This window comes from Haemophilus haemolyticus (genome assembly GCF_003352385.1).
GTDB lineage: Bacteria > Pseudomonadota > Gammaproteobacteria > Enterobacterales > Pasteurellaceae > Haemophilus > Haemophilus haemolyticus_I.
The window spans coordinates 1,154,422-1,179,755 of sequence record NZ_CP031243.1; the positions used below are offsets into that span (position 1 = coordinate 1,154,422).

29 protein-coding genes, 1 other RNA gene and 1 pseudogene are annotated in these 25,334 nt (G+C 38.9%); 30 read left to right on the forward strand and 1 reads right to left on the reverse strand.

Features of this window, described 5'->3' with window-relative positions; all coding sequences use genetic code 11:
• Positions 1-43 precede the first annotated feature (43 nt).
• From DV428_RS05680 to hypE, 8 genes are all read left to right on the forward strand, one after another.
• Positions 44-727, forward strand: coding sequence for a DUF4198 domain-containing protein (locus DV428_RS05680; protein WP_065246690.1), 684 nt, complete (start codon positions 44-46; stop codon positions 725-727).
• Between the two features lie 12 nt (positions 728-739).
• On the forward strand, positions 740-1,225 hold the full coding sequence (locus DV428_RS05685; protein WP_005632431.1) for a hypothetical protein: 486 nt from the start codon (positions 740-742) through the stop codon (positions 1,223-1,225).
• On the forward strand, positions 1,225-1,845 hold the full coding sequence (gene cbiM / locus DV428_RS05690) for a cobalt transporter CbiM (protein ID WP_114908992.1): 621 nt from the start codon (positions 1,225-1,227) through the stop codon (positions 1,843-1,845). Before DV428_RS05685 ends, cbiM begins: the two co-directional genes overlap by 1 nt.
• Positions 1,845-2,477, forward strand: a complete 633-nt coding sequence (locus DV428_RS05695; protein ID WP_114908993.1) for an energy-coupling factor transporter transmembrane component T family protein — start codon at positions 1,845-1,847, stop codon at positions 2,475-2,477. The genes cbiM and DV428_RS05695 overlap by 1 nt, the downstream gene beginning before the upstream one ends.
• 1 nt (position 2,478) lies before the next feature.
• A complete protein-coding gene (locus tag DV428_RS05700) occupies positions 2,479-3,096 on the forward strand; it encodes an energy-coupling factor ABC transporter ATP-binding protein (protein WP_114908994.1) in 618 nt (205 codons plus the stop codon).
• Positions 3,097-3,243: 147 nt separating this feature from the next.
• Positions 3,244-4,053 carry a hydrogenase nickel incorporation protein HypB gene (gene hypB, locus DV428_RS05705; protein ID WP_114908995.1) on the forward strand — a complete coding sequence of 270 codons (810 nt, stop codon included), beginning with the start codon at positions 3,244-3,246 and terminating at the stop codon, positions 4,051-4,053.
• A gap of 3 nt (positions 4,054-4,056) precedes the next feature.
• On the forward strand, positions 4,057-5,169 hold the full coding sequence (gene hypD / locus DV428_RS05710) for a hydrogenase formation protein HypD (protein WP_114908996.1): 1,113 nt from the start codon (positions 4,057-4,059) through the stop codon (positions 5,167-5,169).
• A gap of 1 nt (position 5,170) precedes the next feature.
• Positions 5,171-6,184 (forward strand): hydrogenase expression/formation protein HypE, encoded by a 1,014-nt coding sequence (gene hypE, locus DV428_RS05715; RefSeq protein ID WP_114908997.1) that lies wholly within the window; start codon positions 5,171-5,173, stop codon positions 6,182-6,184.
• Positions 6,185-6,233: 49 nt separating this feature from the next.
• Here the strand turns inward: hypE and ssrA are convergent.
• Positions 6,234-6,599: a transfer-messenger RNA gene (gene ssrA, locus DV428_RS05720) on the reverse strand.
• Between the two features lie 174 nt (positions 6,600-6,773).
• Here ssrA and dinB point away from each other — a divergent pair.
• The 22 genes and pseudogenes from dinB (at position 6,774) to bioD (ending at position 25,300) form a co-directional block, all read left to right on the forward strand.
• Positions 6,774-7,841 carry a DNA polymerase IV gene (dinB, locus tag DV428_RS05725; RefSeq protein ID WP_114908998.1) on the forward strand — a complete coding sequence of 356 codons (1,068 nt, stop codon included), beginning with the start codon at positions 6,774-6,776 and terminating at the stop codon, positions 7,839-7,841.
• Between the two features lie 32 nt (positions 7,842-7,873).
• The gene (locus DV428_RS05730) at positions 7,874-8,410 is read left to right on the forward strand and encodes an elongation factor P hydroxylase (protein WP_114908999.1); all 537 of its coding nucleotides are present in this window, start codon (positions 7,874-7,876) and stop codon (positions 8,408-8,410) included.
• A 201-nt stretch (positions 8,411-8,611) separates the two neighbouring features.
• Positions 8,612-9,121: a tetratricopeptide repeat protein gene (locus DV428_RS05735; protein WP_114909000.1), complete on the forward strand. Its 510-nt coding sequence runs from the start codon at positions 8,612-8,614 to the stop codon at positions 9,119-9,121.
• Positions 9,121-10,332, forward strand: coding sequence for an MBL fold metallo-hydrolase (locus DV428_RS05740; RefSeq protein ID WP_114909001.1), 1,212 nt, complete (start codon positions 9,121-9,123; stop codon positions 10,330-10,332). The genes DV428_RS05735 and DV428_RS05740 overlap by 1 nt, the downstream gene beginning before the upstream one ends.
• Positions 10,333-10,344: 12 nt before the next feature.
• Positions 10,345-10,893, forward strand: a complete 549-nt coding sequence (locus DV428_RS05745) for a tetratricopeptide repeat protein (RefSeq protein WP_114909002.1) — start codon at positions 10,345-10,347, stop codon at positions 10,891-10,893.
• Between the two features lie 155 nt (positions 10,894-11,048).
• Entirely contained in the window at positions 11,049-12,131 is a 1,083-nt protein-coding gene (prfA, locus tag DV428_RS05750) for a peptide chain release factor 1 (RefSeq protein WP_114909003.1), read from the forward strand.
• Between the two features lie 52 nt (positions 12,132-12,183).
• Complete coding sequence (locus DV428_RS05755; RefSeq protein ID WP_162790784.1) at positions 12,184-12,624, forward strand: RDD family protein; 441 nt, start codon at positions 12,184-12,186, stop codon at positions 12,622-12,624.
• Positions 12,624-13,502 carry a peptide chain release factor N(5)-glutamine methyltransferase gene (gene prmC / locus DV428_RS05760; RefSeq protein ID WP_114909005.1) on the forward strand — a complete coding sequence of 293 codons (879 nt, stop codon included), beginning with the start codon at positions 12,624-12,626 and terminating at the stop codon, positions 13,500-13,502. Before DV428_RS05755 ends, prmC begins: the two co-directional genes overlap by 1 nt.
• The gene (locus DV428_RS05765) at positions 13,502-14,305 is read left to right on the forward strand and encodes a SirB1 family protein (protein ID WP_114909006.1); all 804 of its coding nucleotides are present in this window, start codon (positions 13,502-13,504) and stop codon (positions 14,303-14,305) included. Before prmC ends, DV428_RS05765 begins: the two co-directional genes overlap by 1 nt.
• Positions 14,306-14,319: 14 nt before the next feature.
• Complete coding sequence (gene kdsA, locus DV428_RS05770) at positions 14,320-15,174, forward strand: 3-deoxy-8-phosphooctulonate synthase (RefSeq protein ID WP_114909007.1); 855 nt, start codon at positions 14,320-14,322, stop codon at positions 15,172-15,174.
• Between the two features lie 87 nt (positions 15,175-15,261).
• Positions 15,262-15,636 carry a transposase gene (locus DV428_RS05775; RefSeq protein WP_114909008.1) on the forward strand — a complete coding sequence of 125 codons (375 nt, stop codon included), beginning with the start codon at positions 15,262-15,264 and terminating at the stop codon, positions 15,634-15,636.
• 192 nt (positions 15,637-15,828) lie between these two features.
• On the forward strand, positions 15,829-16,218 hold the full coding sequence (locus tag DV428_RS05785) for a DDE-type integrase/transposase/recombinase (protein WP_114909009.1): 390 nt from the start codon (positions 15,829-15,831) through the stop codon (positions 16,216-16,218).
• 21 nt (positions 16,219-16,239) lie between these two features.
• Complete coding sequence (locus tag DV428_RS09735) at positions 16,240-16,344, forward strand: IS3 family transposase (RefSeq protein WP_114909010.1); 105 nt, start codon at positions 16,240-16,242, stop codon at positions 16,342-16,344.
• A 116-nt stretch (positions 16,345-16,460) separates the two neighbouring features.
• On the forward strand, positions 16,461-18,416 hold the full coding sequence (locus DV428_RS05795; protein ID WP_114909011.1) for a site-specific recombinase: 1,956 nt from the start codon (positions 16,461-16,463) through the stop codon (positions 18,414-18,416).
• Between the two features lie 52 nt (positions 18,417-18,468).
• Positions 18,469-18,576 (forward strand): annotated as a pseudogene (locus DV428_RS05800) (IS3 family transposase); the annotation flags it as partial.
• A gap of 54 nt (positions 18,577-18,630) precedes the next feature.
• Entirely contained in the window at positions 18,631-19,578 is a 948-nt protein-coding gene (locus DV428_RS05805) for a 2-hydroxyacid dehydrogenase (RefSeq protein ID WP_114909012.1), read from the forward strand.
• Positions 19,578-20,759: a lipoprotein-releasing ABC transporter permease subunit gene (locus DV428_RS05810; protein WP_114909013.1), complete on the forward strand. Its 1,182-nt coding sequence runs from the start codon at positions 19,578-19,580 to the stop codon at positions 20,757-20,759. Before DV428_RS05805 ends, DV428_RS05810 begins: the two co-directional genes overlap by 1 nt.
• A 22-nt stretch (positions 20,760-20,781) precedes the next feature.
• Positions 20,782-22,071 carry an adenosylmethionine--8-amino-7-oxononanoate transaminase gene (bioA, locus tag DV428_RS05815; protein ID WP_162790815.1) on the forward strand — a complete coding sequence of 430 codons (1,290 nt, stop codon included), beginning with the start codon at positions 20,782-20,784 and terminating at the stop codon, positions 22,069-22,071.
• A gap of 8 nt (positions 22,072-22,079) precedes the next feature.
• Positions 22,080-23,222, forward strand: a complete 1,143-nt coding sequence (gene bioF / locus DV428_RS05820) for an 8-amino-7-oxononanoate synthase (protein WP_114909015.1) — start codon at positions 22,080-22,082, stop codon at positions 23,220-23,222.
• 9 nt (positions 23,223-23,231) lie between these two features.
• Positions 23,232-23,879 carry a DUF452 family protein gene (locus tag DV428_RS05825; protein ID WP_114909016.1) on the forward strand — a complete coding sequence of 216 codons (648 nt, stop codon included), beginning with the start codon at positions 23,232-23,234 and terminating at the stop codon, positions 23,877-23,879.
• Positions 23,867-24,646, forward strand: a complete 780-nt coding sequence (gene bioC / locus DV428_RS05830) for a malonyl-ACP O-methyltransferase BioC (protein WP_114909017.1) — start codon at positions 23,867-23,869, stop codon at positions 24,644-24,646. The genes DV428_RS05825 and bioC overlap by 13 nt, the downstream gene beginning before the upstream one ends.
• A gap of 12 nt (positions 24,647-24,658) precedes the next feature.
• Complete coding sequence (gene bioD, locus DV428_RS05835) at positions 24,659-25,300, forward strand: dethiobiotin synthase (RefSeq protein WP_114909018.1); 642 nt, start codon at positions 24,659-24,661, stop codon at positions 25,298-25,300.
• Positions 25,301-25,334 lie beyond the last annotated feature (34 nt).

A 25,334-nucleotide genomic window follows, 5' to 3' on the forward strand; every position in this document is an offset into this window, starting at 1 on the left:
CATTCAGATTTTCTTAAACAAAAACAAACAAGGAGTATCCAAAATGGAATTAAAAAAAATCGCAGTGGGATTAACCGCACTTTTAGGTATGTCTGTTGCTAACGCTCACAATGTTTGGCTTGAACCTGCTTCAGCCCAAGGTGAATACGTGGTGAAATTTGGACATGAACAAACTGAAACCTATCCAGAATCTAAACTTAAATCTATTCAAGCCTTAAATGCGCAAGGAAAATTAACCGCAGTTGACTATCAATTCAGAAATGGCGAAGCCTATCTTATGCCTAAATCAGATTTAGTATTCGTTCATTTCGATAATGGCGTGTGGTCAAAATTACCAAGCGGTAAATACGTTGAAAAAACAAAACGTGAAGAACCAACGGCAGAATTTAGTACCAATCCTGTTAAATTTGGTAAAGCGATTTTGAAATGGGATGCTGAATCTTTCAAATCTCATCAACAAGCTTACGAATTGATTCCTCAAGAAAAAGCACAAGCGAACAAACCACTTTCTATCCTTGTGTTACATAATGGTAAACCGGTTCAAGGCATTAAAGTGGGCGTGAGTGAAGATGCACCGTTCAATTTAACTAATGAAAAAGGTATCGCTCAATTTACGCCAGCTAAAGGCTTCAACAAAGTATGGGCAGAGTTTGAGGAAAAAGTAACTAATAATGCGGATTACGATCGTCGCTCTGTAGAATATATGTTAACTTTTGATGCGCAATAATATGGATTTGGGATGAAGAAAATTGTTTTTTTAACCGCACTTTTTGCGGCTTGCTATCTCCCGAATGCTTATGCCCACGCGCTTTATGTGTTTGCCCAATATGATGGGCAAACACTCTCTGGCAAATCCTATTATTCCGATATGACCCCAGCAGCTGAAACTTATTTAGAAGTTTTCCGCTCAGGTGTTTCTGATCCCGTTTTAACTGGAAAAACAGACCGCCAAGGCGCATTTAAGCTTTCGATTGCTGATGTGCCACATACAACTTTAAAAGTTGTGGTGGAAGGGGATGAAGGACATCGTGCGTCAGTTGTTGCTGCTCATACATCTGCCGAAAATCAAAGCGGTGCAGATTTAATGCTTCTTCGTGAAGATATTGCGCATCTAAAAGATAAAATTTATTTGCATGATATTTTAGGCGGAATCGGTTATATCGTTGGTATTGCTGGACTTATTGCTTTACGTAATGCGCGTAAAATTAAACAAGGACGTATTTAATGCATTTATCTGAAGGCGTGTTACATACGCCTATTTTATTAGCTGGCGCAGTGCTTGCTGTTGCTGGCATTGCCGTGGGGTTACGTCGTTTAGAATCAGAACGTTTACCGCTCACCGCACTTTTTGCTGCTGCATTTTTTGTGGCAGGAACCATTCATGTGCCCGTCGGAATAGGTAGTGTGCATTTAATTTTAAATGGCATGGCTGGTTTATTCCTTGGGTGGGCTGTTTTTCCTGCGTTTCTTATCGCACTTTTATTGCAAGTCATCTTCTTTTCTTTTGGCGGATTTGCAGTGTTAGGTGTCAACCTTTGCGTGATGGCAACGCCAGCGGTGATCGCTCATTATCTTTTCCGTTCTCGTTTACAACCAAACATGGCTTTAAAAGATCGCTTATTAGTCGGTATTGGATCTGGCGTAATTGGCGTTGGTGGGGCAGGCGCGCTTGCTTCTTTTGTGCTGATGTTAGATGGTGGTAAAAGTTATCTGAATCTTGTTTGGCTCTTGCTAGTCTCTCATCTTCCGGTATTTATTTTGGATAGTATTATCAGCGTAGGGGTGATTACCTTACTTGGTAAAATGTATCCTGAAGTCATGAATCGTACCGAGAATGTCTCTTAATGAAAATTCACCGCTTATTTCAACCGCACTTTAGGTTGATTTATCTATTTATCTGGGGGCTAATCATTAGTGGATTGAGTGATCTCACTTGGCTTATCCCCCTTAATGCGCTTGCAGTTTCTCTCTTTTTTATTTCACTGCAGTTCAGTCAAAAATCTTTTTTGCCTTACCTTAAACGTTGGTTTGCTTTAATCATTTTTATTGCTTTAATGTGGGCGACATTAAGTTGGAAAATTGGAGAAAATGGCATTGAACTCAATTTTCAAGGTATAGAATTAGCAGAGAAATTGAGTTTGCGGACTCATTTATTGTTGATTTCGCTTTGGCTTTTTTTGTGGAATATTAATGATACGGTGCTTGTTCAAGCTATTGGTAAATTGCCTTTGCCAGAAAAATTAATTCAACTTTTTGTGCTGACTGTACGTTACATTGCACTGCTTGGCGAACTGCGTCAAAAAATGGATATTGCCATGCGAGCTCGTGGATTTCGTCCTGGGCTTAATCGCCGAACCCTTTATGTGACGGCTCAAAGTGTCGCTTTATTATTGATTCATGCCCTATTGAAAGCCGAAACTGCGCAAATGGCTTTAAAATGTCGTGGTTTTCAGTTTGGTAAAAAGAGAGAAAAATAACATGTTAGCTGTAAATAATCTTTATATAGAACGCAATGGTAGAGCGATTATTCAAGATTTGAGTTTTACCTTAGAAGGACAAAAACGTCTTTTCGTACAAGGGGAAATTGGCTCAGGAAAAACCACTTTACTGCTTGCTTTGTTGGGATTTGTTCCTGTAACCAAAGGTGAAATTAAACTATTTGGCCAAGTTTGTCGTGAAGAAAAAGATTTTGCGCCGTTTCGAGGCACGGTTGGCATTTGTTTTCAAAATGCCGATGACCAACTTTTTGGCCCAACAGTATTGGATGATATTGCCTTTGGACCATTAAACCAAAATGTGCCTAGAGAGCAGGCGTATCATATCGCAGAGCAGCAATTAGAACGTCTTGGTATTACACGTTTAAAAGATCGTATGGTGCATACCTTATCTGGTGGGGAAAAAAATTTTACCGCACTTGCGGGTGTTTTAGCGATGCAGCCAAAAATCTTATTATTAGATGAACCCACCAATGGATTAGATCGAAAAAATACTGAAAAATTGACCGCACTTTTGCGAGAACTTTCCTTACCCATTTTGATTTCATCCCATCATCATGGATTTATTAACGAATTAGCCACAGAAATTATCAGTTTATGATCTTCATCAAAAAGCCGAATTTTGATTGTGCTATGCTTGTTGCAAATTTGTTGACAAAGCTAAGGGCTTTGAGTGTTTTAAACATCATTTCTGTTGAAAGTCAGTTTGAAATCTCAGCCCAAATAATCACATTAAAACGGAGGATTTATGTGTACAACCTGTGGCTGCGGACATCCAGAGCAAGTCCGTATTGGTGAATTACCTCATACTCATGATGATCAAGGAAGTCATCAATCAGGTACGCCAAACTTTTCACATTCAACATTTCATTTCAATAAACCAGTCGATTCAGACGATACTCAAAAACGTTTGTTAAAAATCGAACAAGATGTTCTCGGAAAAAATAATCAACTAGCGGATCACAACCGAGCATTCTTTGCTAAACAACATATTTTAGCCTTGAATCTTGTATCGAGTCCGGGTTCAGGTAAAACCACACTTTTAACGACGACGCTAAATGCCCTCAAAAATGACCGCACTTGTTATGTAATCGAAGGCGATCAACAAACTGAAAATGATGCAGATCGTATTCGTGCTACTGGCGTGCCGGCTATTCAAGTGAATACAGGCAAAGGCTGCCACTTGGATGCACAAATGATTAGCGAAGCAATGGTAAAATTAAGACCTCAAGCTGACAGCATTATGTTTATCGAAAATGTGGGAAATTTAGTTTGTCCATCTGAATTTGATCTTGGTGAAAAAGCGAAAGTGGTGATTTTATCAGTGACAGAAGGCGAAGATAAACCACTTAAATACCCTCACATGTTTGCTGCATCAAGTTTAATGATTTTAAATAAAGTGGATTTATTACCTTATTTGAAATTTGATGTAGAACAATGCATTGCCAATGCAAAACGTGTGAATCCCAATATTGAAGTGATTCAACTTTCCGCTAGCACTGAACAAGGTCTCAGTGAGTGGTTAAATTGGCTAGAACAACAATGTAAACAAGGATAATCGATGCGATTTGTTGATGAATTTCGCGATCCTGAACTTGCCCGTAGTTTAGTGGCGCAACTTGAAAAATTGATGGAAAAAATGCCGCGCTTTACGGCGCAGAACCCATTGTATTTAATGGAAGTGTGTGGCGGGCATACCCATACGATTTTTAAATTTGGCTTGGATCGGCTATTGCCAAAAAGTATCGAATTTATTCATGGCCCAGGTTGCCCTGTCTGTGTGCTTCCTATGGGGCGTATTGATGTTTGTATTGAAATTGCGCTCAAACCAGATGTCATTTTTTGTACCTTTGGTGATGCAATGCGAGTGAAAGGTCGCAAAGGTTCGCTATTAGAAGCAAAAGCGAAAGGTGCAGATGTTCGCATTGTGTATTCACCTTTGGATGCATTGAATATTGCACAAAATAATCCGAATAAAAAAGTCGTCTTTTTTTCCTTAGGATTTGAAACGACGATGCCGAGCACAGCAGTGACGCTTCAACAAGCCAAAAAACTAGGAACAAAAAATTTCTGGATTGTTTGCCAAAACATCACGATTATTCCAACGTTACATAGCTTACTGGCTCAAGATCAAGTCAAAATTGATGGTTTTCTTGCGCCAGGGCATGTGAGTATGGTGATTGGTTCATCGCCTTATCAAGGGATTGTCGATAAATATCACAAACCTTTTGTGATTACAGGTTTTGAACCTTTAGATATTTTGCAGGCGATTGTAATGTTAGTGCAGCAATTTGCTGATGGCCGTTGTGAAATCGAAAATCAATATAAACGAATTGTTGATGATCACGGAAATGCTTTAGCCCAACGTTCAATGCAAGAAGTATTCCAGCTTAAAGCAAGTAGTGAATGGCGTGGCTTGGGAGAAATTGAACAATCTGGCGTGGAATTGACGGATGCTTATCGTGAATTTGATGCCGAAATTTATTTCCAAAGCCAAGCGCAACAGGTGGCGGATGATCCTAATTCTCGTTGTGGTGATGTCTTGACTGGGCGTTGTAAACCATCTGATTGCCCATTATTTGGCACAGGTTGTAATCCTGATAATGCTTATGGCGCATTAATGGTTTCTTCCGAAGGCGCATGTGCAGCCTATTATCAATATCGGAGAGAATAAAATGAGTGAATTTATCACCATGGCGCACGGTAATGGTGGTGCAGCCATGCAGAAATTGATCCAAGATTATTTTTTTGAAGCCTTTGCCAATCCTATTTTGGCGCAAGGGGAAGATCAGGCAAGAATCCCATTAACGGAATTAGCAAAGCAAGGCGAAACACTATCATTTAGTACGGATAGTTTTGTAATTGATCCCATTTTTTTCCCTGGTGGTAACATCGGAAAATTAGCGGTGTGCGGCACGGCAAATGATGTGGCTGTGTGCGGTGCGATGCCAAAATATTTATCCTGTGGCTTTATTTTGGAAGAAGGATTACCACTTACGGATCTTAAAGCAATTATTCAATCAATGGCTGAAACCGCAAAAGCGGCAGGTATTCAAGTTGTTACTGGCGACACAAAAGTGGTACAAAAAGGCGCAGTGGATAAGATTTTTATCAATACCAGTGGAATTGGTGTTATTCCTCAAAATTTGGATTGGGGTGTTCATAAAATTCAACCAGGCGATAAAATCATTGTTAGTGGCACCATTGGGGATCATGGTGCAACAATCTTAAATTTACGTGAAAAACTGGGTATCCAAACGGATCTTCACAGTGATTGCTCAGTGCTTTATCCATTGATTGAAAATTTACGCGGGGTAGATGGCGTGAAAGCAGTTCGAGATGCGACCCGTGGGGGAGTCAATGCTGTTTTACACGAATTTGCACAGGCGCAACAGCTAGGGATTAATATTGATGAACAAGCCTTACCAATTCGCCAAGAAGTGCGTGGAATTTGTGAATTACTTGGTCTTGAAGCATTAAACTTCGCTAATGAAGGAAAGCTTGTTATCGTTGCTTCAGCTGAAAAAACACCAGAAATTTTGACCGCACTTCGTCGCCATCCATTAGGTGAAAATGCGGCTGTGATTGGTGAAGTGACAACCGATAAAAAAGTGCGTTTAGTGGGCATTTTTGGACAAAGTCGATTGTTAGATTTACCAACAAATGAACCGCTGCCGAGAATTTGTTAATGATTAGATCAAATTAAAGCCTTGATAATCAAGGCTTTAGTTTTTTGTTTGGTGGAGCTGGGGGGAGTTGAACCCCCGTCCGAAATTACTCTACCTTCAGTACTACACGTTTAGTCTAGTCTTTAATTTTACTTAAGCATGCGGACAGACACGCTAAACTTAAGCTAGTTTGATTCAATTTAGTGCTTCGATCCTCAAACGGCGGCTTCCACACGATCTCGTTTTGGTTTGACTCCGCGTTATCCCCGTCTTACGAGCGGAAGCTGGGGCGCGAAGGCTAAATGCAGGTTATTAAGCTGCTAAAGCGTATTGTTCGTCGTTTGCGACTATTTTTTTGCGGTTTATTTACGAGGCCTACCGCACCTCGACGTGCACCTTGGGCTTCGCTAATCCCGTCGAATCCAGAATCAGCCCCAAAATTGCGCATTAGTCTAACAAAAAAAGAAAGGTAGGGAAAGTTGAGATTGATTGAATTGATGCGTTAAAGGGCATTTATAAAATATTAAATTGCAAGGCTATTAAATTAAATGTATATTTAAACAGTTGTTTGCTTAATTAATATTAGAAAATATTTAACCGCACTTTTTTTATGCTACAAGATAAAAAAATTATTCACATTGATATGGATTGTTTTTACGCATCAATTGAGATTCGTGAAAATCCTAATTTACAGGGAAAGCCTGTTGCTGTGGGTGGTTCTTCTCGTCAACGAGGTGTATTAACAACTTGTAATTATGAGGCGAGAAAATTTGGTTTGCATAGTGCAATGCCAACGGCTCAAGCCATAAAAAAGTGTCCTGATCTCATTCTTGTGCCTGTGAATATGGCGTTGTATAAACAAGTTTCGGCACAAATTCATCAAATCTTCCAGCGCTACACCGATATTATTGAACCACTTTCTTTAGATGAAGCTTATTTAGATGTTACGCACTGTCAAAAATGTTCAGGCTCTGCGACTTGGATTGCGCAAGAAATTCGCCAAGCAATTTTTGATGAGTTGAATTTAACTGCTTCAGCAGGTGTGGCGCCTTTAAAATTCCTTGCCAAAATTGCCTCGGATATGAATAAACCTAATGGGCAATTTGTGATTAAGCCGAACGAAGTCAGTGAATTTATTAAAACCTTATCTTTAAATAAAATTCCCGGTGTGGGTAAAGTAACATCACAACGATTACTCGATATGGGATTAGAAACTTGTGCTGACATTCAAAACTTTGATCAAATCGTCTTATTAAATCAATTTGGTAAAGCGGGTAAACGTATTTGGGACTTTAGTCATGGCATTGATGATCGTGAAGTACAAGCCCATCGTGAACGTAAATCAGTTGGCGTAGAACAGACTTTGGTTGAAAACATTCATACAATAGAGCAAGCTTCAGCCTTATTGAATAATCTTTATGACGAGTTAATTCGTCGCCTTGAACGTGTTAGTTCTAATATACCGTTATCTGCATTTCGTAAAATAGGCGTGAAACTTAAATTTGAAGATTTTCAAGTAACCACTTTAGAAAAAACAGGTTTGCCACTTTCTTTGGAGAGTTTTCAACAATTACTTCCTCAAATTTTTATGCGAGCAAAAGGGCGATCGATTCGTTTGATTGGGCTACATGTCAATTTACCTGAAGAAAATAAACAAGAACAAATGAGCCTCTGGTGATATAATCTCGCGGTTTTTTAGGAGTCGATACCATGGAACATAAATTAGAAGATATTATTGCGATTTTTAATCAATGTTTTGAAGAAGAATATAATACGCGATTGGTTAAAGGTGGGGATGAGCCAATTTACATTCCTGCAAATGATGAAGTGCCTTATAACGCAATTTATTTTGCGCGAGGCTTTTACAGCAGTGCATTGCACGAAATTGCCCATTGGTTAGTAGCAGGCAAAGAACGCCGTAAACTAGAAGATTTTGGTTATTGGTATGAGCCAGATGGACGTTCTGAAGAACGCCAGCGTGATTTTGAAAAAGTTGAAGTTAAACCGCAAGCATTAGAATGGATTTTAGCAACAGCAGCAGGTTTTCGTTATTTTGCCAGTGCGGATAATTTGAATGGCAATCCGGGCGATACACAGCCTTTTAAACAAGCCGTGTATGAGCAAGTGAAAATCTACGCGGAAAAAGGTTTACCAAAACGAGCGGAAACGCTACGTCATGCGCTTGCTATGTTTTATGGCACAGAAGATGACATTAATTTGGCGAAGTTTGATGTCGCGCGTATTTAATAGCTGAAAGTGAGCAAGATTGCTCACTTTTTTCAGTCTTAATCCCCCCAATTCCCCCCTAATTAAATAGTTCAATTTTTAATCATTTTACACCCAGTATACTGGGTGTTGTACTCTCTTTACAGAGAGTACAATAAAACATCTTGCTAAACAAAAAATGTTTGGTTATTTCAATTATTGATTAATAAACGGACGATTTCTATGCGATTCACAAAAACACTTCTTACCACCGCACTTTTAGGTGCTTCTGTATTTTCTTTTCAATCTACTGCTTGGGCAATAGAACAACAAAAAGACTTCATGTTGAAACTTGTTCCCCCCTTGGCAGAGCAAGGTGATGCGAATGCTCAAGCTCTTTTGGGAAAGATGTATGAAGAGGGGGTTGGCGTAAAACAAGATAATGTTAAAGCGGTAAAATGGTATCGCCGAGCGGCGGAGCAAGGATATGCAGATGCTCAATTAAATTTGGGCAATATGTATGTTAGCGGACGAGGCGTAAAACAAGATAATTTTGAAGCGGTGAAATGGTATCGCCAAGCGGCGGAACAGGGGAATGCAAAGGCTCAATCTATGCTAGGAGTAGCATATCTTTTCGGAGAAGGCGTTCAAGTAAATAAATCTTTAGCCAAAGAATGGCTTGGTAAGGCTTGTAATAAGGGAGAACAAAATGGATGTGAATATTACGGTAAGCTAAATAGAGGGGAACTCTAATGCCAACTTTACAATGTGAATTTTGGAATGTAGGGCAAGGGTTATTTTCAAGTGGGCGTATTCAAATGGGAGACGCCCCAGCCTTTCATTGGGTTTATGATTGTGGCACGAATTCAAGTCCGAAACTTATTCAAAATGCCATACAAAAATATAACCAGCAAGAAAATAATGCTGATATTGATTTATTAGTGCTTTCGCATTTTGATAAAGATCATATTAGTGGTGTAAAAGAACTACTCAAAAATGGGCGAAAAATAAAACGCTGGGTTGTGCCTTATTATCCTTTATGGCAACGCTTAGTAATTGCTTCTCTTTTAGATATTCAGCCAGATGATGAAGAATGGAGATTTTATCAGAACCCTATTCAATATTTAAAAGCTGATTTTGCTGAAGAATTAAAAGAAACCCAATTTCTCTTATTACCTGCAAAAGAAAATGAGAGTGAAATTTCGAGAAGGCTTGAACCAAGTAATTTTGATGATGTACTTTCTTTTGAAACTACTGAAAAATTATCAAATGAATTTGATAACTTAGAACAAAATGTACATTGGCTCAATCCTGATAAAGCCCTTTTATTTAGAAAATACGGAGAGCTGTTTGAATTTGTTTTATATAACGTGCCATTTCATTTGCTTGCAAAAGTGCCAGCAAGTTTGACTGCTTTTCAAAAGCAGGTTAAACAAATTATTCAATCTCATCACTTTAATTCCACAGATCCAACGCCAGCCTTAAAAACACTCTACACTCTCACATTTGGAAATGGAGGTAAAAACAAAAATATCATTTCTCAATATTTATATATTCGAAATATAAACCCCCTTTCTTTTTGGAGAATGGGAAATCATCATATTTTTGATGTTTCGACAGACAATGAAAATGAAATAGTGGTTATTCCAAAGAATAAAACAAAAAATGCCATTTTATACACCGGCGATGCGTTTTTAAACGATTTGCCATTATTAACCGATTTAACGCAATCATTAGGTGTAGAACGAATGGCGAGAATTTATTGCTTACAAGTTCCCCATCACGGTTCAAAGCATAATTGGCAGCAAGGATTAGCGAACATATTTTCGCCTTGTCTTAGTGTGTTTTCAGCAGATGGCCAGCGACGAAATGGGCACCCACATAGCGAAGTACTTAAAGATTTTTCGACTTATACGCCAATTTTAGTGAATAAAAATAAAAGATTATCCATTCATTCAATTTAATAGGAAAACAAAATGAAACTAACAAAAACACTTTTTACCACCGCACTTTTCGGTGCTTCTGTATTTTCTTTTCAATCTACTGCTTGGGCAATAGAACAAAGCCAAATAATTCAACTTCAGCAGCTATATAAGCAAAAAGACCTCAAAGCGATGTTGGCAATTATTCACCCCTTGGCAGAGCAAGGTGATGCGAGCGCCCAACTTCTTTTGGGAAGTATGTATGAAAAAGGAGAAGGCGTAAAACAAGATGGTTTTGAAGCGACGAAATGGTATCGCAAAGCGGCGAAGCAAGGACATGCAGGTGCTCAGGCTAGTTTAGGTTCGGCTTATGTTGCAGGGCGTGGCGTAAGAAAAGATTATACCGAAGCCGTGAAGTGGTTTAAGAAAGCAGCAGAAAATGGTAGTGCTGATGGTCAGCTTAAGTTAGGTCTGATGTATTTTAGTGGACAAGGTATTCAGGAAGATAGAACACTCGCCAAAGAATGGCTTGGTAAGGCTTGTAATAATGGAGAACAAACAGGATGTATATATTACGATAAGCTAAATAGAGGGGAATGGTAATAATGAAAATTGGCAATTAAAAAGAAGAGACTCATAAATAGTAAGTAAGTCACCAACACAAAGCGTCTGAGATTCTTAATCTCCTTCGCTGTCAATTTTCCTTAAAATCGGCTAGAATAGGCCGATTTTATTTTTGGCTTTAACTTTATAAAAATATGAAAGATTCTATTATTGCAAAACTTGAAAGTTTAAAAGAACGTTATGAAGAATTAGAAGCCTTGTTAGGTGATGCTTCTGTAATTAGTGATCAGGATAAATTCCGTGCGTATTCTAAAGAATATTCACAACTTGAAGATGTGGTGAAATGTTTTAATCGTTGGAATCAGCTTAATTCTAACATTGCTGAAGCTGAGTTGATGTTAGATGATCCTGAAATGAAAGAAATGGCAGAAATAGAAATTGAAGAATCCAAAGCCGAAATTGAAGAAGTGGAGCAACAACTTCAAATTCTTTTATTACCAAAAGATCCAAATGATGAATATAACTGCTATTTAGAAATTCGTGCGGGTACGGGTGGTGATGAAGCGGGTATTTTTGCCGGTGATTTATTCCGTATGTACAGCCGTTATGCAGAAAGTAAACGCTGGCGTGTTGAAATGCTCAGCGCAAATGAAAGTGAGCAGGGTGGTTATAAAGAAGTGATCGTCAAAGTAAGCGGTGATGGCGTGTATGGTCAGTTAAAATTTGAATCAGGCGGCCACCGTGTACAACGTGTACCAAAAACTGAATCGCAAGGGCGTATCCACACGTCTGCTTGCACCGTCGCGGTAATGCCAGAATTGCCAGAATCTGAAATGCCAGAAATTAATCCAGCAGATTTACGTATTGATACTTACCGTTCATCAGGTGCAGGTGGTCAGCACGTAAACACAACGGATTCTGCGGTGCGTATTACACATATTCCAACTGGTATTGTGGTGGAATGTCAGGATGAGCGTTCACAGCACAAAAATAAAGCGAAAGCAATGTCGGTATTAGCGTCACGTATTGTTCAAGCAGAGCAAGAACGCCAAGCTGCAGAACAAACAGATATGCGCCGTAACTTATTAGGTTCGGGCGATCGTTCTGATAAAATTCGTACATATAATTATCCGCAAGGTCGAGTCACAGATCATCGTATCAATCTCACTATTTACCGTTTGGATGAAGTGATGAATGGTAAAATTGATGAACTGATTCAGCCGATTATTACCGAATATCAAGCAGATCAGTTGGCGGCATTGTCTGAACAGAATTAATGATAGGGGCATCTGATTTCAGATGTCCTTTTTAACTTTACGGAGAAATAAAATGATTATTGAAAATCAAAAAGATGCTGAATTTTCTTCTGCTTTCAAGCCTTCTCAACCTGCTCAAGCGAGCCGTTTTAAACGTTGGCTTGCAAGTATGATTAATGGACTTGTGCTTTGGGTGATGGTTGGTCTCGGTTTTGCGTTGGGGGATTTTGCCGGTGTAGTGGGGACGATTGTATATATAGGTTTTCAGTTATATTTTATGAAAACTTATGGCCAAACAATGGCAAAACGCTGGTTAGGCTTGCGAGTATTTAATTATCATACCAATCAACCCGTTGAATTTGGTAAATACATCGGCCGTGAGATTATTGATATTTTATTGGCGTGGACGAGTTTCTTATTGATTATTAGCGGTATTGTTGCACTTGTGCGCGATGATCGTCGTTCTTTAACTGATTTATTGGCTGGCACGATTGTGTTAAAAGATGAAAAATAATGAATTATAAAGAATGGCTAGCACAAGCAATGGCGGATTTAGCACAAAAAAATCCCACTGAAAATAGTAAAATTGATGCACTTGTGCTTCTTCAACATGTTACTGGCAAATCGCGTACGCAAATCCTTGCTTTTGATGATACCGAGATTGATGAAAAAGTGCGGTTAAAATTGACCGCACTTTTAGATCGTCGTCTAAAAGGCGAACCTATTGCTTATATTCTTGGCGAAAAAGAATTTTGGTCGTTGCCGCTAAATGTCTCAAAAGGCACATTGATTCCAAGACCAGATACTGAAATTTTAGTGGAAAAGGCATTACAAATTGCCTTAGAAAAATTACAAGAAAATCCACCGCACTTTCGTATTCTTGATCTCGGCACAGGCACAGGCGCTATCGCGTTAGCATTAGCATCAGAGCTTTCCTCTATTTGTCAAAAACAACAGATTTCATTAGAAATCATTGGTGTTGATCTTATGCCCGATGTTGTGGCGTTAGCCCAATCTAATGCAGAAAGAAATCAGCTAAATGTAAAATTTTTACAGAGCAGTTGGTTTGAAAATATAACAGGGAAGTTTGATCTTATCGTCAGCAACCCGCCTTATATTGATGCGCAAGATGAACATTTGCATCAAGGCGATGTGCGTTTTGAACCCCTTTCTGCATTAGTTGCTAATGATGCGGGGTATGCTGATTTACGTCATATTATTGAATCATCGCCGAATTATTTGAATTCTAATGGTGCATTATTGCTTGAACACGGATGGCAACAAGGCGAAAAAGTGCGGTCAATTTTCCTAGAAAATCATTGGGAAATGGTTGAAACCGTGCGTGATTATGGCGACAATGAGCGCGTCACTTTAGGTTTTTGGAAGAAGTAATGAAATATTATCGACGTGCGTTATACGATCAATTTGTGCATTTTTATAATACCATCTCAGATGATGGCACATCAGAAGCGCAACTTCGGGGAAAAATCGGTGGGCTTGTACGTCGAGCGCGTAAAGAAATTTCGCCAGATTGGCCGAAAGAAGAGCAGATTCATCAGTTACTACAGCTATTTTATGGTGATTGGGGCTTTCATTGCGATCCAGAAGATTATTTTTATGCTCGCAATTTATATTTGCCTTATGTGTTTCAAAATCGCCAAGGTATGCCAGTGACGCTTGGGGCGATAGTGCTTTATTTAGCTGACGTATTAGATTTACCGATTTATCCAGTAAATTTCCCAACACAACTCATTTTACGTGCCGAAGTAAGAGATGAAGTGGCTTTTATTGATCCTTGGGATGGCACTTATATATCGCAAGAAAAATTACAGCAACTTTATGAAGGGGCATTTGGCTTTGGTGTGCAAATTCAACCGGAAGAACTTGATAGAGCCGATCTTTCGTTGCTTTATTCTCGTTTTGAGCAACTGGCGAAGAATGCGCTCATCCGCGAAGAGCATAACGACATGGCATACCGTTATATTGAGAATTTATTGATTGGTAATGATGAAGATCCTTATCACATCCGTGATCGCGGTTTAGTTTTAGCTCAGATGGGCGCTTACCCTTCAGCATTGAAAGATCTAGAATTTTTTGTGGAACGTTGTCCGGAAGACCCAACTGCGGCTTTAATCCGAACTCAACTTTTAGAACTTAAGGGCGAGATTGATAAAGATTCTTTTGCCCTCCATTGATTTAAGGAAAATTTATGCAAAATAAAATTGTAAAAATCGGCAATATTGATGTTGCAAATGACAAACCTTTCGTGCTTTTTGGTGGAATGAACGTACTTGAAAGTCGTGATATGGCGATGCAAGTCTGTGAAGCTTACGTGAAAGTGACGGAGAAACTTGGTGTGCCTTATGTGTTTAAAGCTTCTTTTGACAAAGCGAATCGTTCATCTATTCATTCTTACCGTGGACCTGGCATGGAAGAAGGCTTAAAAATTTTCCAAGAATTAAAAGATACGTTCGGTGTAAAAATTATTACCGATGTACACGAAATCTATCAATGTCAGCCTGTTTCTGATGTTGTCGATATTATTCAACTTCCAGCCTTTTTGGCACGACAAACAGATCTCGTTGAAGCGATGGCGAAAACAGGTGCAGTGATTAATGTGAAAAAACCACAATTCTTAAGCCCTGGTCAAATGGGTAATATCGTGGAAAAAATTGAAGAATGCGGTAATGATAAAATCATTCTTTGTGATCGTGGAACAAACTTTGGATACGATAATTTAATTGTGGATATGCTTGGCTTTAGTGTTATGAAAAAAGCATCTAAGGGTAGCCCGGTTATTTTTGATGTAACCCATTCACTTCAATGCCGTGATCCATTTGGGGCTGCATCAGGTGGCCGTCGCGCACAAGTAACCGAATTAGCGCGTTCAGGTTTAGCTGTAGGAATTGCAGGTTTATTCTTAGAAGCGCATCCAAATCCAAATCAAGCGAAATGTGATGGCCCTTCTGCATTGCCTCTTTCTGCGCTTGAAGGTTTTGTGTCTCAAATGAAAGCGATTGATGATTTAGTAAAATCTTTTCCAGAATTGGATACCTCAATCTAATAAAATATTTAAGCAAAAGTGCGGTTAATTTTGACCGCACTTTGATCTGCACCCCAAAACCTGGGCACCTACTTTGAGGTGCAGAGTATGTCCTACTCTTATCAATTTCGTTTGAAAATTATAACACTCATTACCGAACAGGATTATGGTATCCGTGAGGTGGCTAAACTTCATAAAATTTCCCACGTTCTCGTCATTTATTGGCTAAAAGCATTTCGGGAAAGAGGGCTTGATGGCGTAAAATCGCCTCATACAACCCTTCAACCACCGAAAATAGTGAAGTCAAAGATGAAAAAGAAAGACATTGAAATTCCAGAAACTACAGACTTTTCACCTAAAGCGTTTAAAAAGTTACAACGAGAGCTCGTCTTGGCTCGTGCGGAGATTGCTTATCTAAAGGAGTTGGAGGCGCTCGACCGTCAAAAACAACGACAGAAAAAAGAAAAATCATTGAAAGATTGAAGCTGGACCACGCGTTAAATTATTTACTTCATGTGGCTAAAATGCCTCGCTCAAGCTTTTACTATAAAGAGATTAAGCGAAATTATCACGAGGTAAAAGAGGCTATCTTATCGCTGTATAAAAAGAACAGAAAGAGAGATGGTTATCGCCCCATGACGTTTAAATTACTCCCATAAAACGGTGTTAAAGCTAATGAACGAGTTAGGTATTCATTCCATTTTACGCAAGAAAAGACATGGAAAACGAGGAAAAACATCGCATATTGCCCCGAATTTGCTGAATCGTGATTTTACAGCAACGGCACTCAATCAAAAATGGGTAATGGATGTAACGGAATTTCAGGTTGGGCAAGAAAAGCTTTATTTTTCAGCGTTGATGGACTTGGCTAACCGAGAAGTGATTGCCTATAACTTTTCAACACTCCCCAAATTTTCATTGGTGAAAAAGATGTTAGCACAAGGACTTAGTCGGCTTAAACCGACAGAATGCCCGATTATTCATAGCGACCAAGGCGTATTGTATGGCTCGGTGGAATGGGTAAAGATGTTGGAGGGTAAAGAGGTACAAAGTATGAGTCGCTGAGGAAATTGCTACGATAATGCGGTGATTGAAAGCTTTTTTGCAATATTAAAATCAGAGTGCTTTTACTCTCGGACTTATCATTCAATTGCTGAATTACAGGCTGAAATTGAAGAATATTTAAGTTAACTAACCTGTCCAACTTTTTTTGGGGGGGGCAGATCGCTTTTTCCGTTAATTTTTACTTTATCCAACAGCGCTGTATAATGTCTCGCTTTTGAATATAAACGATATGGGGAAAGCTCATGATTAAAACCGATACCTTACCGCAATTTTTGCGAAACAAAGTGGCGGAAAACGATGCCTTTGGTCTTGTGGAAGGGCTGTGTCAATTATTACGTAGTAGCCCTACAGAAAAAATTTCTCCAACCTTGCACTTGTTTAAGTTTATCCTAAAGAACGATAAAGAATTAGGCTGTTCTGTTTCGAAATTATTATCTGGTTGGTTATGTGGTTTGCGCCTTTATCCCTTGTTTATTAGTAGCGGTATTCTTACACGTGGCGGTTTTGGACAGGAAATGAAAACGCGTATTTATGAGCGTTTTAACCCCTCTTTTAAAGATATTAATGATTTACGTGATATTTTTTATTTATTGTTTAGCGATAAAAATGATGCTCGCTGGATTGATGCCGTCCCATTAAAAACGTGGCGAGGCGTATTTGGCGTTTTAACCCGTTATACAGAACAAAAAGATCGGGAACGTTTAAAAAATCATATTGAAAGTGAAGGGCTATTTGCCATAGAGATGCTTTCAATTTGGATTGCAGCTGAAGATATGGATCCTGAGCTGATGCGAATGGAACCCTCTCTGTTAAATGCTGATTCACCTTTTGTTGCTTTACACCATGAGGTGGTTGATTGGGTAGCGGCGCGTCGCCAATCAATAGATTTTGATGATAGCCATTTACAGGTAATGTTTGATCAATGTAAGGCATTGATTATTGGCTTACAGAAACGTGGGGCAGTAGTGGGGTCTTCCTTAAATACAGCGTATTTATTAGAACGTCTTTCCCAGACTTTAGAACGATTAGAAACCTTGATGGCGATTTTTGTTTCAAATCACTATTTACCACGACGAATATTGTTATTAAGCGGCTGTTTTGCCCGCACAGCAGCAGAAAAACATAGCATCACCCGATTATGGAAACAAAGCTCAAGATTAATTTCACGTAGCATTACCCAAAATGCGGGCGATCATGGCGAGCATTACATTACGCGAGATAAAAAAGAGTACTGGGCAATGTTTTATTCTGCCGCGGGTGGTGGTGTATTGATTGCACTAATGGCGTTATTTAAAACCTATTTAGGCAGCATTATTGATGATAAAGTCTGGAAAGGTCTTGCCGAAGGTTTAAATTACGGCTTCGGTTTTATGGTGATCTTTATGTTGCATTTCACGGTTGCAACCAAACAGCCAGCCATGACAGCTGCTCGTTTTGCTGAGGCAGTAGAGAAAAATCCACAAGGCAAAACATTAAATATGAAATTAGCCCAGTTATTAGTGGATGTATTTCGTTCCCAAAGCGTGGCCGTTTTAGGCAATGTAGTAGTTGCTATGGGATTAGCGGCATTAATTGCTTTTGTTTATCAACATCAAACAGGTGAGCCATTGATGAATTCAGAGAAAATAGCCTATCAATTACACCGTATTGATCCTTTAGATGGTTCTTTATGGTTCGCAGCTATTGCAGGTGTATGGTTATTCTGCTCCGGAATTATTTCTGGCTATTTTGATAATCGTAGCAATTATTTGAATATGCGCATGCGTTTAGCACAACATCCATTATTGAAAAAATTAATGTCTGAGAAATCTCGCGTTAAATTTGCTAATTATATGCATGAGAATTATGGCTCGCTTATCGGTAACCTTTGCTTTGGTATGCTGCTTGGTATTACGGGTGTGGTGGGTTACTTAACGCATCTTCCGTTAGATATTCGTCATGTGGCATTTTCATCTGCGAATGTCGGCTATATTGCTGTGAGCGGACAATTCACCTATTCATTGCTTTTACAGTGCATTGGTTTTGTATTGTTGATTGGTTTAGTGAATTTAGTTGTCAGTTTTTCATTAACGCTTTGGGTTGCACTACGTTCTTTGAATGCGGAAATTGATAGCTGGTGGGCAATTTGGCATGAAGTTTGTCAAATTGTGAGAAAACGTCCATTAAGCTTATTTCTTCCTGTTCAATTAGATAAATAATCGGCTTAAGTGATCTGCACCCCACTCTCGGACTTATCACTAAATCGCTGAATTACAGGCTGAAATTGAAGAATATTTAGTGTATTACAACCAAAAACGAATTAAACTTGCTTTCAAAGGATTGAGCCCAGTGCAATACCGAGCTCAATATTTAAGTTAACTAACCTGTCCAACTTTTGGGGGGCAGATCACTTTGTATATAAAAGTAGAAATGATGAATATCGTCTTTTTAGATAGTACGGCTATCCCGAAACATATCCCTATTCCTCGTCCAAGCTTTGTGCATACTTGGACTGAATATGAGCATACTTCTTCTGCAGAAACGATTGAACGAGCGAAAGATGCTGATATTGTTATTACGAGCAAAGTCATTTTTGATCGAGAAACGTTAAAACAATTACCTAAATTAAAGTTAATTGCGATCACTGCAACCGGTACAAATAATGTTGATCTTGTGGCTGCCGAAGAAATGGGAATCGCCGTGCGTAATGTGACAGGTTATTCCAGAACAACCGTGCCAGAACACGTAATCGGTCTGATTTTTTCTTTAAAACACAGCTTTGCAGGTTGGTTACGCGATCAATCGGAAGCAAAATGGCCTAAAAGCAAACAATTTTGTTATTTTGATTACCCAATTACAGATGTGCGCGGTTCAACATTAGGCGTATTTGGTAAAGGTTGCTTAGGGACAGAAGTGGGGCGTTTGGCTAATGCCGTGGGAATGAAAGTGCTTTATGCAGAACATAAAGATGCCACTGTTTGCCGTGAAGGTTATACGCCCTTTGAGGAAGTATTAAGACAAGCGGATATTGTGACGTTGCATTGTCCATTAACCGAAACAACCAAGAATTTAATTAATACAGACACTTTATCCAAAATGAAAAAAGGTGCATTTTTGATTAATACAGGGCGTGGGCCTTTGATTGATGAACTTGCATTAGTTGATGCGTTAAAAACGGGGCATTTAGGCGGAGCAGCTTTGGATGTAATGGTAAAAGAGCCACCAGAAAAAGATAATCCGTTAATTTTAGCTGCAAAAACGATGCCTAATTTAATTATCACCCCGCATATTGCTTGGGCGAGTGATAGTGCAGTGACAACATTAGTTGGAAAAGTAATGAAAAACATCGAAGAATTTGTACAACAATTAAATCAAAAATAATGAATTTTCCTATTTCTCTTTATATTGCGCTACGTTATTGGCGTGCGAAAAGTGCGGATCGTTTTGGGCGATTAGTGACTAATCTTGCAAGCCTGGGGATTGTGCTAGGTGTGATGGCATTGATCATCGTGCTTTCGGTGATGAATGGATTAGAAGGTTACCAAAAACAACAGGTGCTATCTTCTATTCCTCATGCGATTGTGAGTGAAGAAAGGCCTATTTCTACAGAAAAAACATTAAAAAATTTACCGCACTTTGTCCAAAAAGCAGTGCCGATCAATACAACAAATGTGATTTATCAAACGACAAAAGGCGTGAGTGCAGGACAAATTATTGGTATTCAATCATTTTCTGATGATCCTTTGGTTGAATCTTTTGATCAGACTAAATTTAATGAAATTTTACCGACTGGTGAATTTAAATTGGTCATTGGTGATCAACTATCTCAAAAATTGGGCGTGAATATTGGGGATAAAATCCGTTTGATGATTACGGAAAATAGCCAATATACACCATTCGGTCGGGTGCCAATGCAGCGTTTATTTACGGTGAGCGATATTTATTATGATTATGGCGAAGCATCGGGTTATGAAGCCTTTGCTAATATTACAGATATTGGTCGCTTAATGCGTATTCAACCTCAGCAAGCGCAGGGTTATCGTTTATTTTTGAATGATCCGTTCCAAATTACAGAACTCCCTCAATATTTCCCAACACAAAAAATCACGGATTGGCGCGTCCAAAAAGGTGAATTTTTCCAAGCGGTGAGAATGGAAAAAAATATGATGGGATTGCTGATTAGTTTGATCATTGTTGTGGCGATTTCCAATATTGTCACCTCATTAAGTTTAATGGTGGTGGATAAACAAGGGGAAATTGCGATCTTGCAAACTCAGGGCTTAACAAAATCCCAAGTTCGTTCGGTGTTCATTTATCAAGGATTACTGGTGGGATTTGTTGGCACATTGCTCGGTGCTATTTTGGGTGTTTTAGTCACGTTGAATTTAACGGACATTGTAAGTGCGGTAAATCCACAGGGTGTTTTTTTACCGACAGAATTATCCTTTGTTCAAATGATTTTTGTCATTGGATTGTCCTTGTTGCTTTCTTTACTTTCTACACTTTATCCCGCTTATCGAGCTGCGAAAGTAGAACCTGCCGCTGCCTTGAGATACGAATAAGTTTTTTAATGGTAAATGAATGATGGATGAACAATCACTTTTAGCTTTTGATACACAACATATTTGGCATCCTTATTCTTCAGTTTCTTCTGATATGCCGCTTTATGCGGTAGAACGTGCTGATGGCGTGATGATAACCTTAAAAGATGGCCGTCGTTTGATTGATGGCATGTCTTCTTGGTGGGCGGCGTTGCATGGTTATAATCATCCTCGTTTAAATGCGGCTGCACAGAATCAGTTGGCAAAAATGAGCCATATTATGTTTGGCGGTTTTACCCATGAACCCGCGGTGGAATTAGCTCAATTATTGGTACAAATTTTGCCAAATGGATTAGATAAGATCTTTTTTGCTGATAGTGGTTCTGTTGCCGTGGAAGTGGCGATGAAAATGGCTATTCAATATCAGCACGCTAAAGGGGAAGTACAACGACAAAAATTCGCCACCATCCGTTCGGGTTATCATGGCGATACTTGGAATGCGATGTCTGTGTGTGACCCAACCACAGGTATGCATCATTTATTTCATCATAGCCTACCCGTACAATATTTCCTTCCTCAACCCAATATTCCATTTAATGAATCTTGGAATGATTATGCGATTGAACCTTTAGCTGATTTACTTGAACGAAAAGGTAATGAAATCGCCGCACTGATTTTAGAACCTGTTGTGCAAGGTGCGGGTGGTATGTATTTTTATTCGCCAACTTATTTAGTGAAAGCGCAAGCACTTTGTAAACAATATGGCGTTTTGCTAATTTTTGATGAAATTGCTACAGGTTTTGGCCGCACAGGGAAATTATTTGCTGCTGAGCATGCTGGGATTTCGCCAGATATTATGTGTATCGGTAAAGCCTTAACCGGTGGTTATTTAACTTTATCTGCGAGCATTACGACCACTGAAATTGCGCAAACTATTTGTCGCGGTGAGGCTAAATGTTTTATGCATGGACCCACTTTTATGGCAAATCCGTTGGCTTGTGCGATTGCAGCAGAATCTATCCGTTTATTGTTGGAAAGCCCTTGGCAACAAAATATTCAGCGAATTGAGTCTTCCTTAAAACAACAGCTTTCGCCTTTAGCTGAAAAAGATTACGTCAAAGATGTTCGCGTATTAGGAGCGATTGGGGTGGTCGAAATGAAAAGTGCGGTAAATATGAAAACTTTAGTCCCACGTTTTGTGGAACAAGGTGTTTGGATTCGGCCTTTCGGAAAATTGGTTTATGTGATGCCACCATTTGTGATTAAAGATGATGAACTTCTGAAATTAACGGAAGGCACGATTCTGGCTTTAACGCAGGAATACGAACATTAGGATGAAAAATGGATGCTTTCAAACAGCAACTGGAACAGCTTAGCGCACAAAATCAATATCGTTCAATTCCAGATTTAGTTCATCAAGGACGATATATTACGCGAGAAAATCGCAAAATGTTGAATATGTCATCTAATGATTATTTAGGCTTGGCATCAAATGAAAACTTGCGCCAGTCTTTTTTACAGCAATATGGCGATAATTTCCCTTCTTTTACCAGTTCTTCGTCTCGTTTATTAACGGGCAATTTTCCTATTTATACCGATCTCGAGCAGCTCATCGCTCAACGTTTCCAACGAGAAAGCGCTTTATTATTTAACAGTGGCTATCACGCCAATCTTGGTATTTTACCGGCGTTGACGACAACAAAAAGTTTAATTTTGGCAGATAAATTAGTGCATGCGAGCATGATTGATGGCATTCGTTTAAGCCAATGTGAGTTCTTTCGTTATCGTCATAATGATTATGAACATCTAAAAAATCTGCTCGAAAAAAATGCTGGAAAATTTGACCGCACTTTTATTGTGACAGAGTCCGTTTTTAGTATGGATGGCGATGTAGCTGATTTGAAGTATCTTGTTCAATTAAAAAAACAGTTTCCCAATACTTATCTTTATGTGGATGAAGCCCATGCAATAGGCGTTTACGGTAAAAACGGATTAGGTATTGCTGAACGAGCTAATGTGATAGCTGATATAGATTTATTGGTTGGCACTTTTGGCAAAGCCTTAGCTTCAATGGGGGCTTATGTCATCTGTGATAAAATATTAAAAGAGTGCTTGATTAATCAAATGCGTCCATTGATTTTTTCAACCGCGCTTCCACCGTTTAATGTGGCTTGGACTCATTTTATTTTTGAACGATTACCACAATTTTCAAAAGAAAGAACGCATCTTGAGCGGTTAAGTGCATTTTTACGCCAAGAAGTGGAGCATAGAACGCAAATAATGCCAAGCCAAACTTGCATTGTTCCCTATATTTTAGGTGAGAACGAAGCAACCCTTGCCAAGGCGAAAGATTTGCAAGAGCAAGGTTATTATTGCTTACCGATTAGACCACCGACAGTACCCAAAGGTACATCCAGAATACGATTGTCTTTGACGGCAGATATGACAATGGATGAAGTAAAACAGTTTGTGGCATGCTTATAAGGAAATAATGTGAAAACGAAATTTTATGATCATCAAGGTGAGCATTTAATAGTTTATTTTGCTGGCTGGGGGACACCTCTTGATGCTGTAGCTCATTTGATTTTGCCAACAGATCATGATTTATTAATTTGCTATGATTATCAAGATTTGAAGTTAGATTTTGATTTTTCTGCCTATCAGCAAATTCGTGTAGTGGCATGGTCAATGGGTGTTTGGGTGGCAGAGCGAGTATTACAAGGAATCACCTTACAATCTGCCACAGCAGTGAATGGCACAGGTTTACCTTGTGATGATAGCTTTGGTATTCCCTATGCTATTTTTAAAGGTACGTTAGATAATCTCACAGAAAATACTCGTTCAAAGTTTGAACGTAGAATTTGTGGTGACAAAGTATCTTTTGAACATTATCAACAATTTTCTGCACGACCATTTAACGAAATTCATCAAGAACTCACCGCTCTTTTTGCGATGATTCAGCAGGATAAACGCACCGATCTTATTCACTGGACAAATGCATGGGTTAGTTCTCACGATAAAATTTTTACGCCAGCTAATCAGCACCAATATTGGGCATCGCGTTGTGCGGTTCAGGAAATAGAGGGTGAACATTATGTGTTTTCAAGATTTACCCACTGGTCGGCATTATGGAATCATTAACTTCCGTAGATAAATCGCGTATTCAACACGCCTTCCAAAAAGCCTTAAATAGCTATGATGAACATGCGTTAATTCAACAAAAAATGAATATTAAGTTAATGATGCATTTGCAAGACTATTTACCAAAGGGGTCATTAGATAGCGTTTTGGAACTAGGTTGCGGTTCTGGTATGTTGAGTACGTTGTTGCAGAAACAGATTTCAGCCAATTATTGGTTATTTAATGATTTGTGCGATGTGCGCGTTCTACTCGCTGAAAAACTGATTCAACCCTTTGATTTTTATTGTGGCGATGCGGAAAACTTTTCTTTTCAACGACGATTTGATTTGATTGCTAGTGCATCAGCGGTGCAGTGGTTTCATCATCCTGACAATTTTATTTCCTATTGTAAAACAGGATTGAAACCTAACGGTTTATTGGCGATTGCTAGCTTTGGTGAAGATAATTTAAAAGAGATTCGCCAAATGACGAATGTGGGGTTAAGTTATCCTAATTTATCTCAATGGCAAAATTGGTTAGCCAATGGTTTTGAGCTTTTATGGTGTGACGATTTTACTATAATACTAGAGTTTGATACGCCATTGGATGTACTCAAACATCTGAAATATACCGGTGTAACAGCGACTAACCAGAAAAATTGGACAAGAAAAAATCTCAACAAATTTATTGATGATTACTTGAAGGCTTTTAGTTTGCCATCGGGTAAAGTGCGGTTAACTTATCATCCATTGTTTTTTATCGCACGTTATTCTCGTGCTGGAAATTAGTAAGGCGTATTTATGGGCAAGGTTATTTTTGTATCGGGCATTGATACCGATGTAGGTAAAACGGTTGCAACAGGCATTTATGCTAAAAAGTTGATGGAACAAGGCTTTTCCGTTATTACACAAAAAATGATTCAAACAGGCTGTAAAAATATTGCTGATGATTTGCTTGTACATCGAAAGATTCAAGGCATTGATTTGACTGAAGAAGATTTACAAGGCTACACCTGCCCTTATCTTTTTGAATATCCTTGTTCTCCTCATTTAGCGGCAAAGCTCGAAGGGCGAGAAATTAATGAAAAAATTATTGAAAAATCTACCGCGCTTTTGGCAGAAAAATATGATTATGTGTTGCTGGAGGGGGCCGGTGGATTAATGGTGCCTTATTGCGAAGAGGCGACGACGTTAGATTATATCCAGTCAAATAATTACCCTTTGATTTTAGTGACATCGGGAAAATTAGGTAGTATTAACCACACATTATTAAGTTTAGAGGCCTGTCGTTCTCATGGTGTGTCAGTACTAAGCGTAATGTATAACGGTTATCCAGAATATGATCCTATCATTAGTCAAGAGACACAAGGCTATTTAAAACGTTATCTTAAAAAATATTTTCCTGAAACGGGATTTGAATACTTTGGGCGTATTGAAATTTAAGCTGAAAGAAAAGTGTGATAGACTCGCGCAAGTT

Excerpts from the sequence above, each read along its gene's own strand:
- DV428_RS05810 (WP_114909013.1), top strand. The coding sequence starts at position 19,578 with ATGAATTTTCCTATTTCTCTTTATATTGCGCTACGTTATTGGCGTGCG.
- hypD (WP_114908996.1), top strand. The coding sequence starts at position 4,057 with ATGCGATTTGTTGATGAATTTCGCGATCCTGAACTTGCCCGTAGTTTA.
- DV428_RS05685 (WP_005632431.1), top strand. The coding sequence starts at position 740 with ATGAAGAAAATTGTTTTTTTAACCGCACTTTTTGCGGCTTGCTATCTC.
- DV428_RS05785 (WP_114909009.1), top strand. The coding sequence starts at position 15,829 with ATGAACGAGTTAGGTATTCATTCCATTTTACGCAAGAAAAGACATGGA.
- DV428_RS05730 (WP_114908999.1), top strand. The coding sequence starts at position 7,874 with ATGGAACATAAATTAGAAGATATTATTGCGATTTTTAATCAATGTTTT.
- prfA (WP_114909003.1), top strand. The coding sequence starts at position 11,049 with ATGAAAGATTCTATTATTGCAAAACTTGAAAGTTTAAAAGAACGTTAT.
- DV428_RS05735 (WP_114909000.1), top strand. The coding sequence starts at position 8,612 with ATGCGATTCACAAAAACACTTCTTACCACCGCACTTTTAGGTGCTTCT.
- DV428_RS05795 (WP_114909011.1), top strand. The coding sequence starts at position 16,461 with ATGATTAAAACCGATACCTTACCGCAATTTTTGCGAAACAAAGTGGCG.
- DV428_RS05805 (WP_114909012.1), top strand. The coding sequence starts at position 18,631 with ATGAATATCGTCTTTTTAGATAGTACGGCTATCCCGAAACATATCCCT.
- hypE (WP_114908997.1), top strand. The coding sequence starts at position 5,171 with ATGAGTGAATTTATCACCATGGCGCACGGTAATGGTGGTGCAGCCATG.
- cbiM (WP_114908992.1), top strand. The coding sequence starts at position 1,225 with ATGCATTTATCTGAAGGCGTGTTACATACGCCTATTTTATTAGCTGGC.
- DV428_RS05695 (WP_114908993.1), top strand. The coding sequence starts at position 1,845 with ATGAAAATTCACCGCTTATTTCAACCGCACTTTAGGTTGATTTATCTA.
- bioC (WP_114909017.1), top strand. The coding sequence starts at position 23,867 with ATGGAATCATTAACTTCCGTAGATAAATCGCGTATTCAACACGCCTTC.
- kdsA (WP_114909007.1), top strand. The coding sequence starts at position 14,320 with ATGCAAAATAAAATTGTAAAAATCGGCAATATTGATGTTGCAAATGAC.
- DV428_RS05775 (WP_114909008.1), top strand. The coding sequence starts at position 15,262 with ATGTCCTACTCTTATCAATTTCGTTTGAAAATTATAACACTCATTACC.
- bioD (WP_114909018.1), top strand. The coding sequence starts at position 24,659 with ATGGGCAAGGTTATTTTTGTATCGGGCATTGATACCGATGTAGGTAAA.
- bioF (WP_114909015.1), top strand. The coding sequence starts at position 22,080 with ATGGATGCTTTCAAACAGCAACTGGAACAGCTTAGCGCACAAAATCAA.
- DV428_RS05740 (WP_114909001.1), top strand. The coding sequence starts at position 9,121 with ATGCCAACTTTACAATGTGAATTTTGGAATGTAGGGCAAGGGTTATTT.
- DV428_RS05745 (WP_114909002.1), top strand. The coding sequence starts at position 10,345 with ATGAAACTAACAAAAACACTTTTTACCACCGCACTTTTCGGTGCTTCT.
- dinB (WP_114908998.1), top strand. The coding sequence starts at position 6,774 with ATGCTACAAGATAAAAAAATTATTCACATTGATATGGATTGTTTTTAC.
- bioA (WP_162790815.1), top strand. The coding sequence starts at position 20,782 with ATGGATGAACAATCACTTTTAGCTTTTGATACACAACATATTTGGCAT.
- DV428_RS05765 (WP_114909006.1), top strand. The coding sequence starts at position 13,502 with ATGAAATATTATCGACGTGCGTTATACGATCAATTTGTGCATTTTTAT.
- DV428_RS05700 (WP_114908994.1), top strand. The coding sequence starts at position 2,479 with ATGTTAGCTGTAAATAATCTTTATATAGAACGCAATGGTAGAGCGATT.
- DV428_RS05755 (WP_162790784.1), top strand. The coding sequence starts at position 12,184 with ATGATTATTGAAAATCAAAAAGATGCTGAATTTTCTTCTGCTTTCAAG.
- prmC (WP_114909005.1), top strand. The coding sequence starts at position 12,624 with ATGAATTATAAAGAATGGCTAGCACAAGCAATGGCGGATTTAGCACAA.
- hypB (WP_114908995.1), top strand. The coding sequence starts at position 3,244 with ATGTGTACAACCTGTGGCTGCGGACATCCAGAGCAAGTCCGTATTGGT.
- DV428_RS05680 (WP_065246690.1), top strand. The coding sequence starts at position 44 with ATGGAATTAAAAAAAATCGCAGTGGGATTAACCGCACTTTTAGGTATG.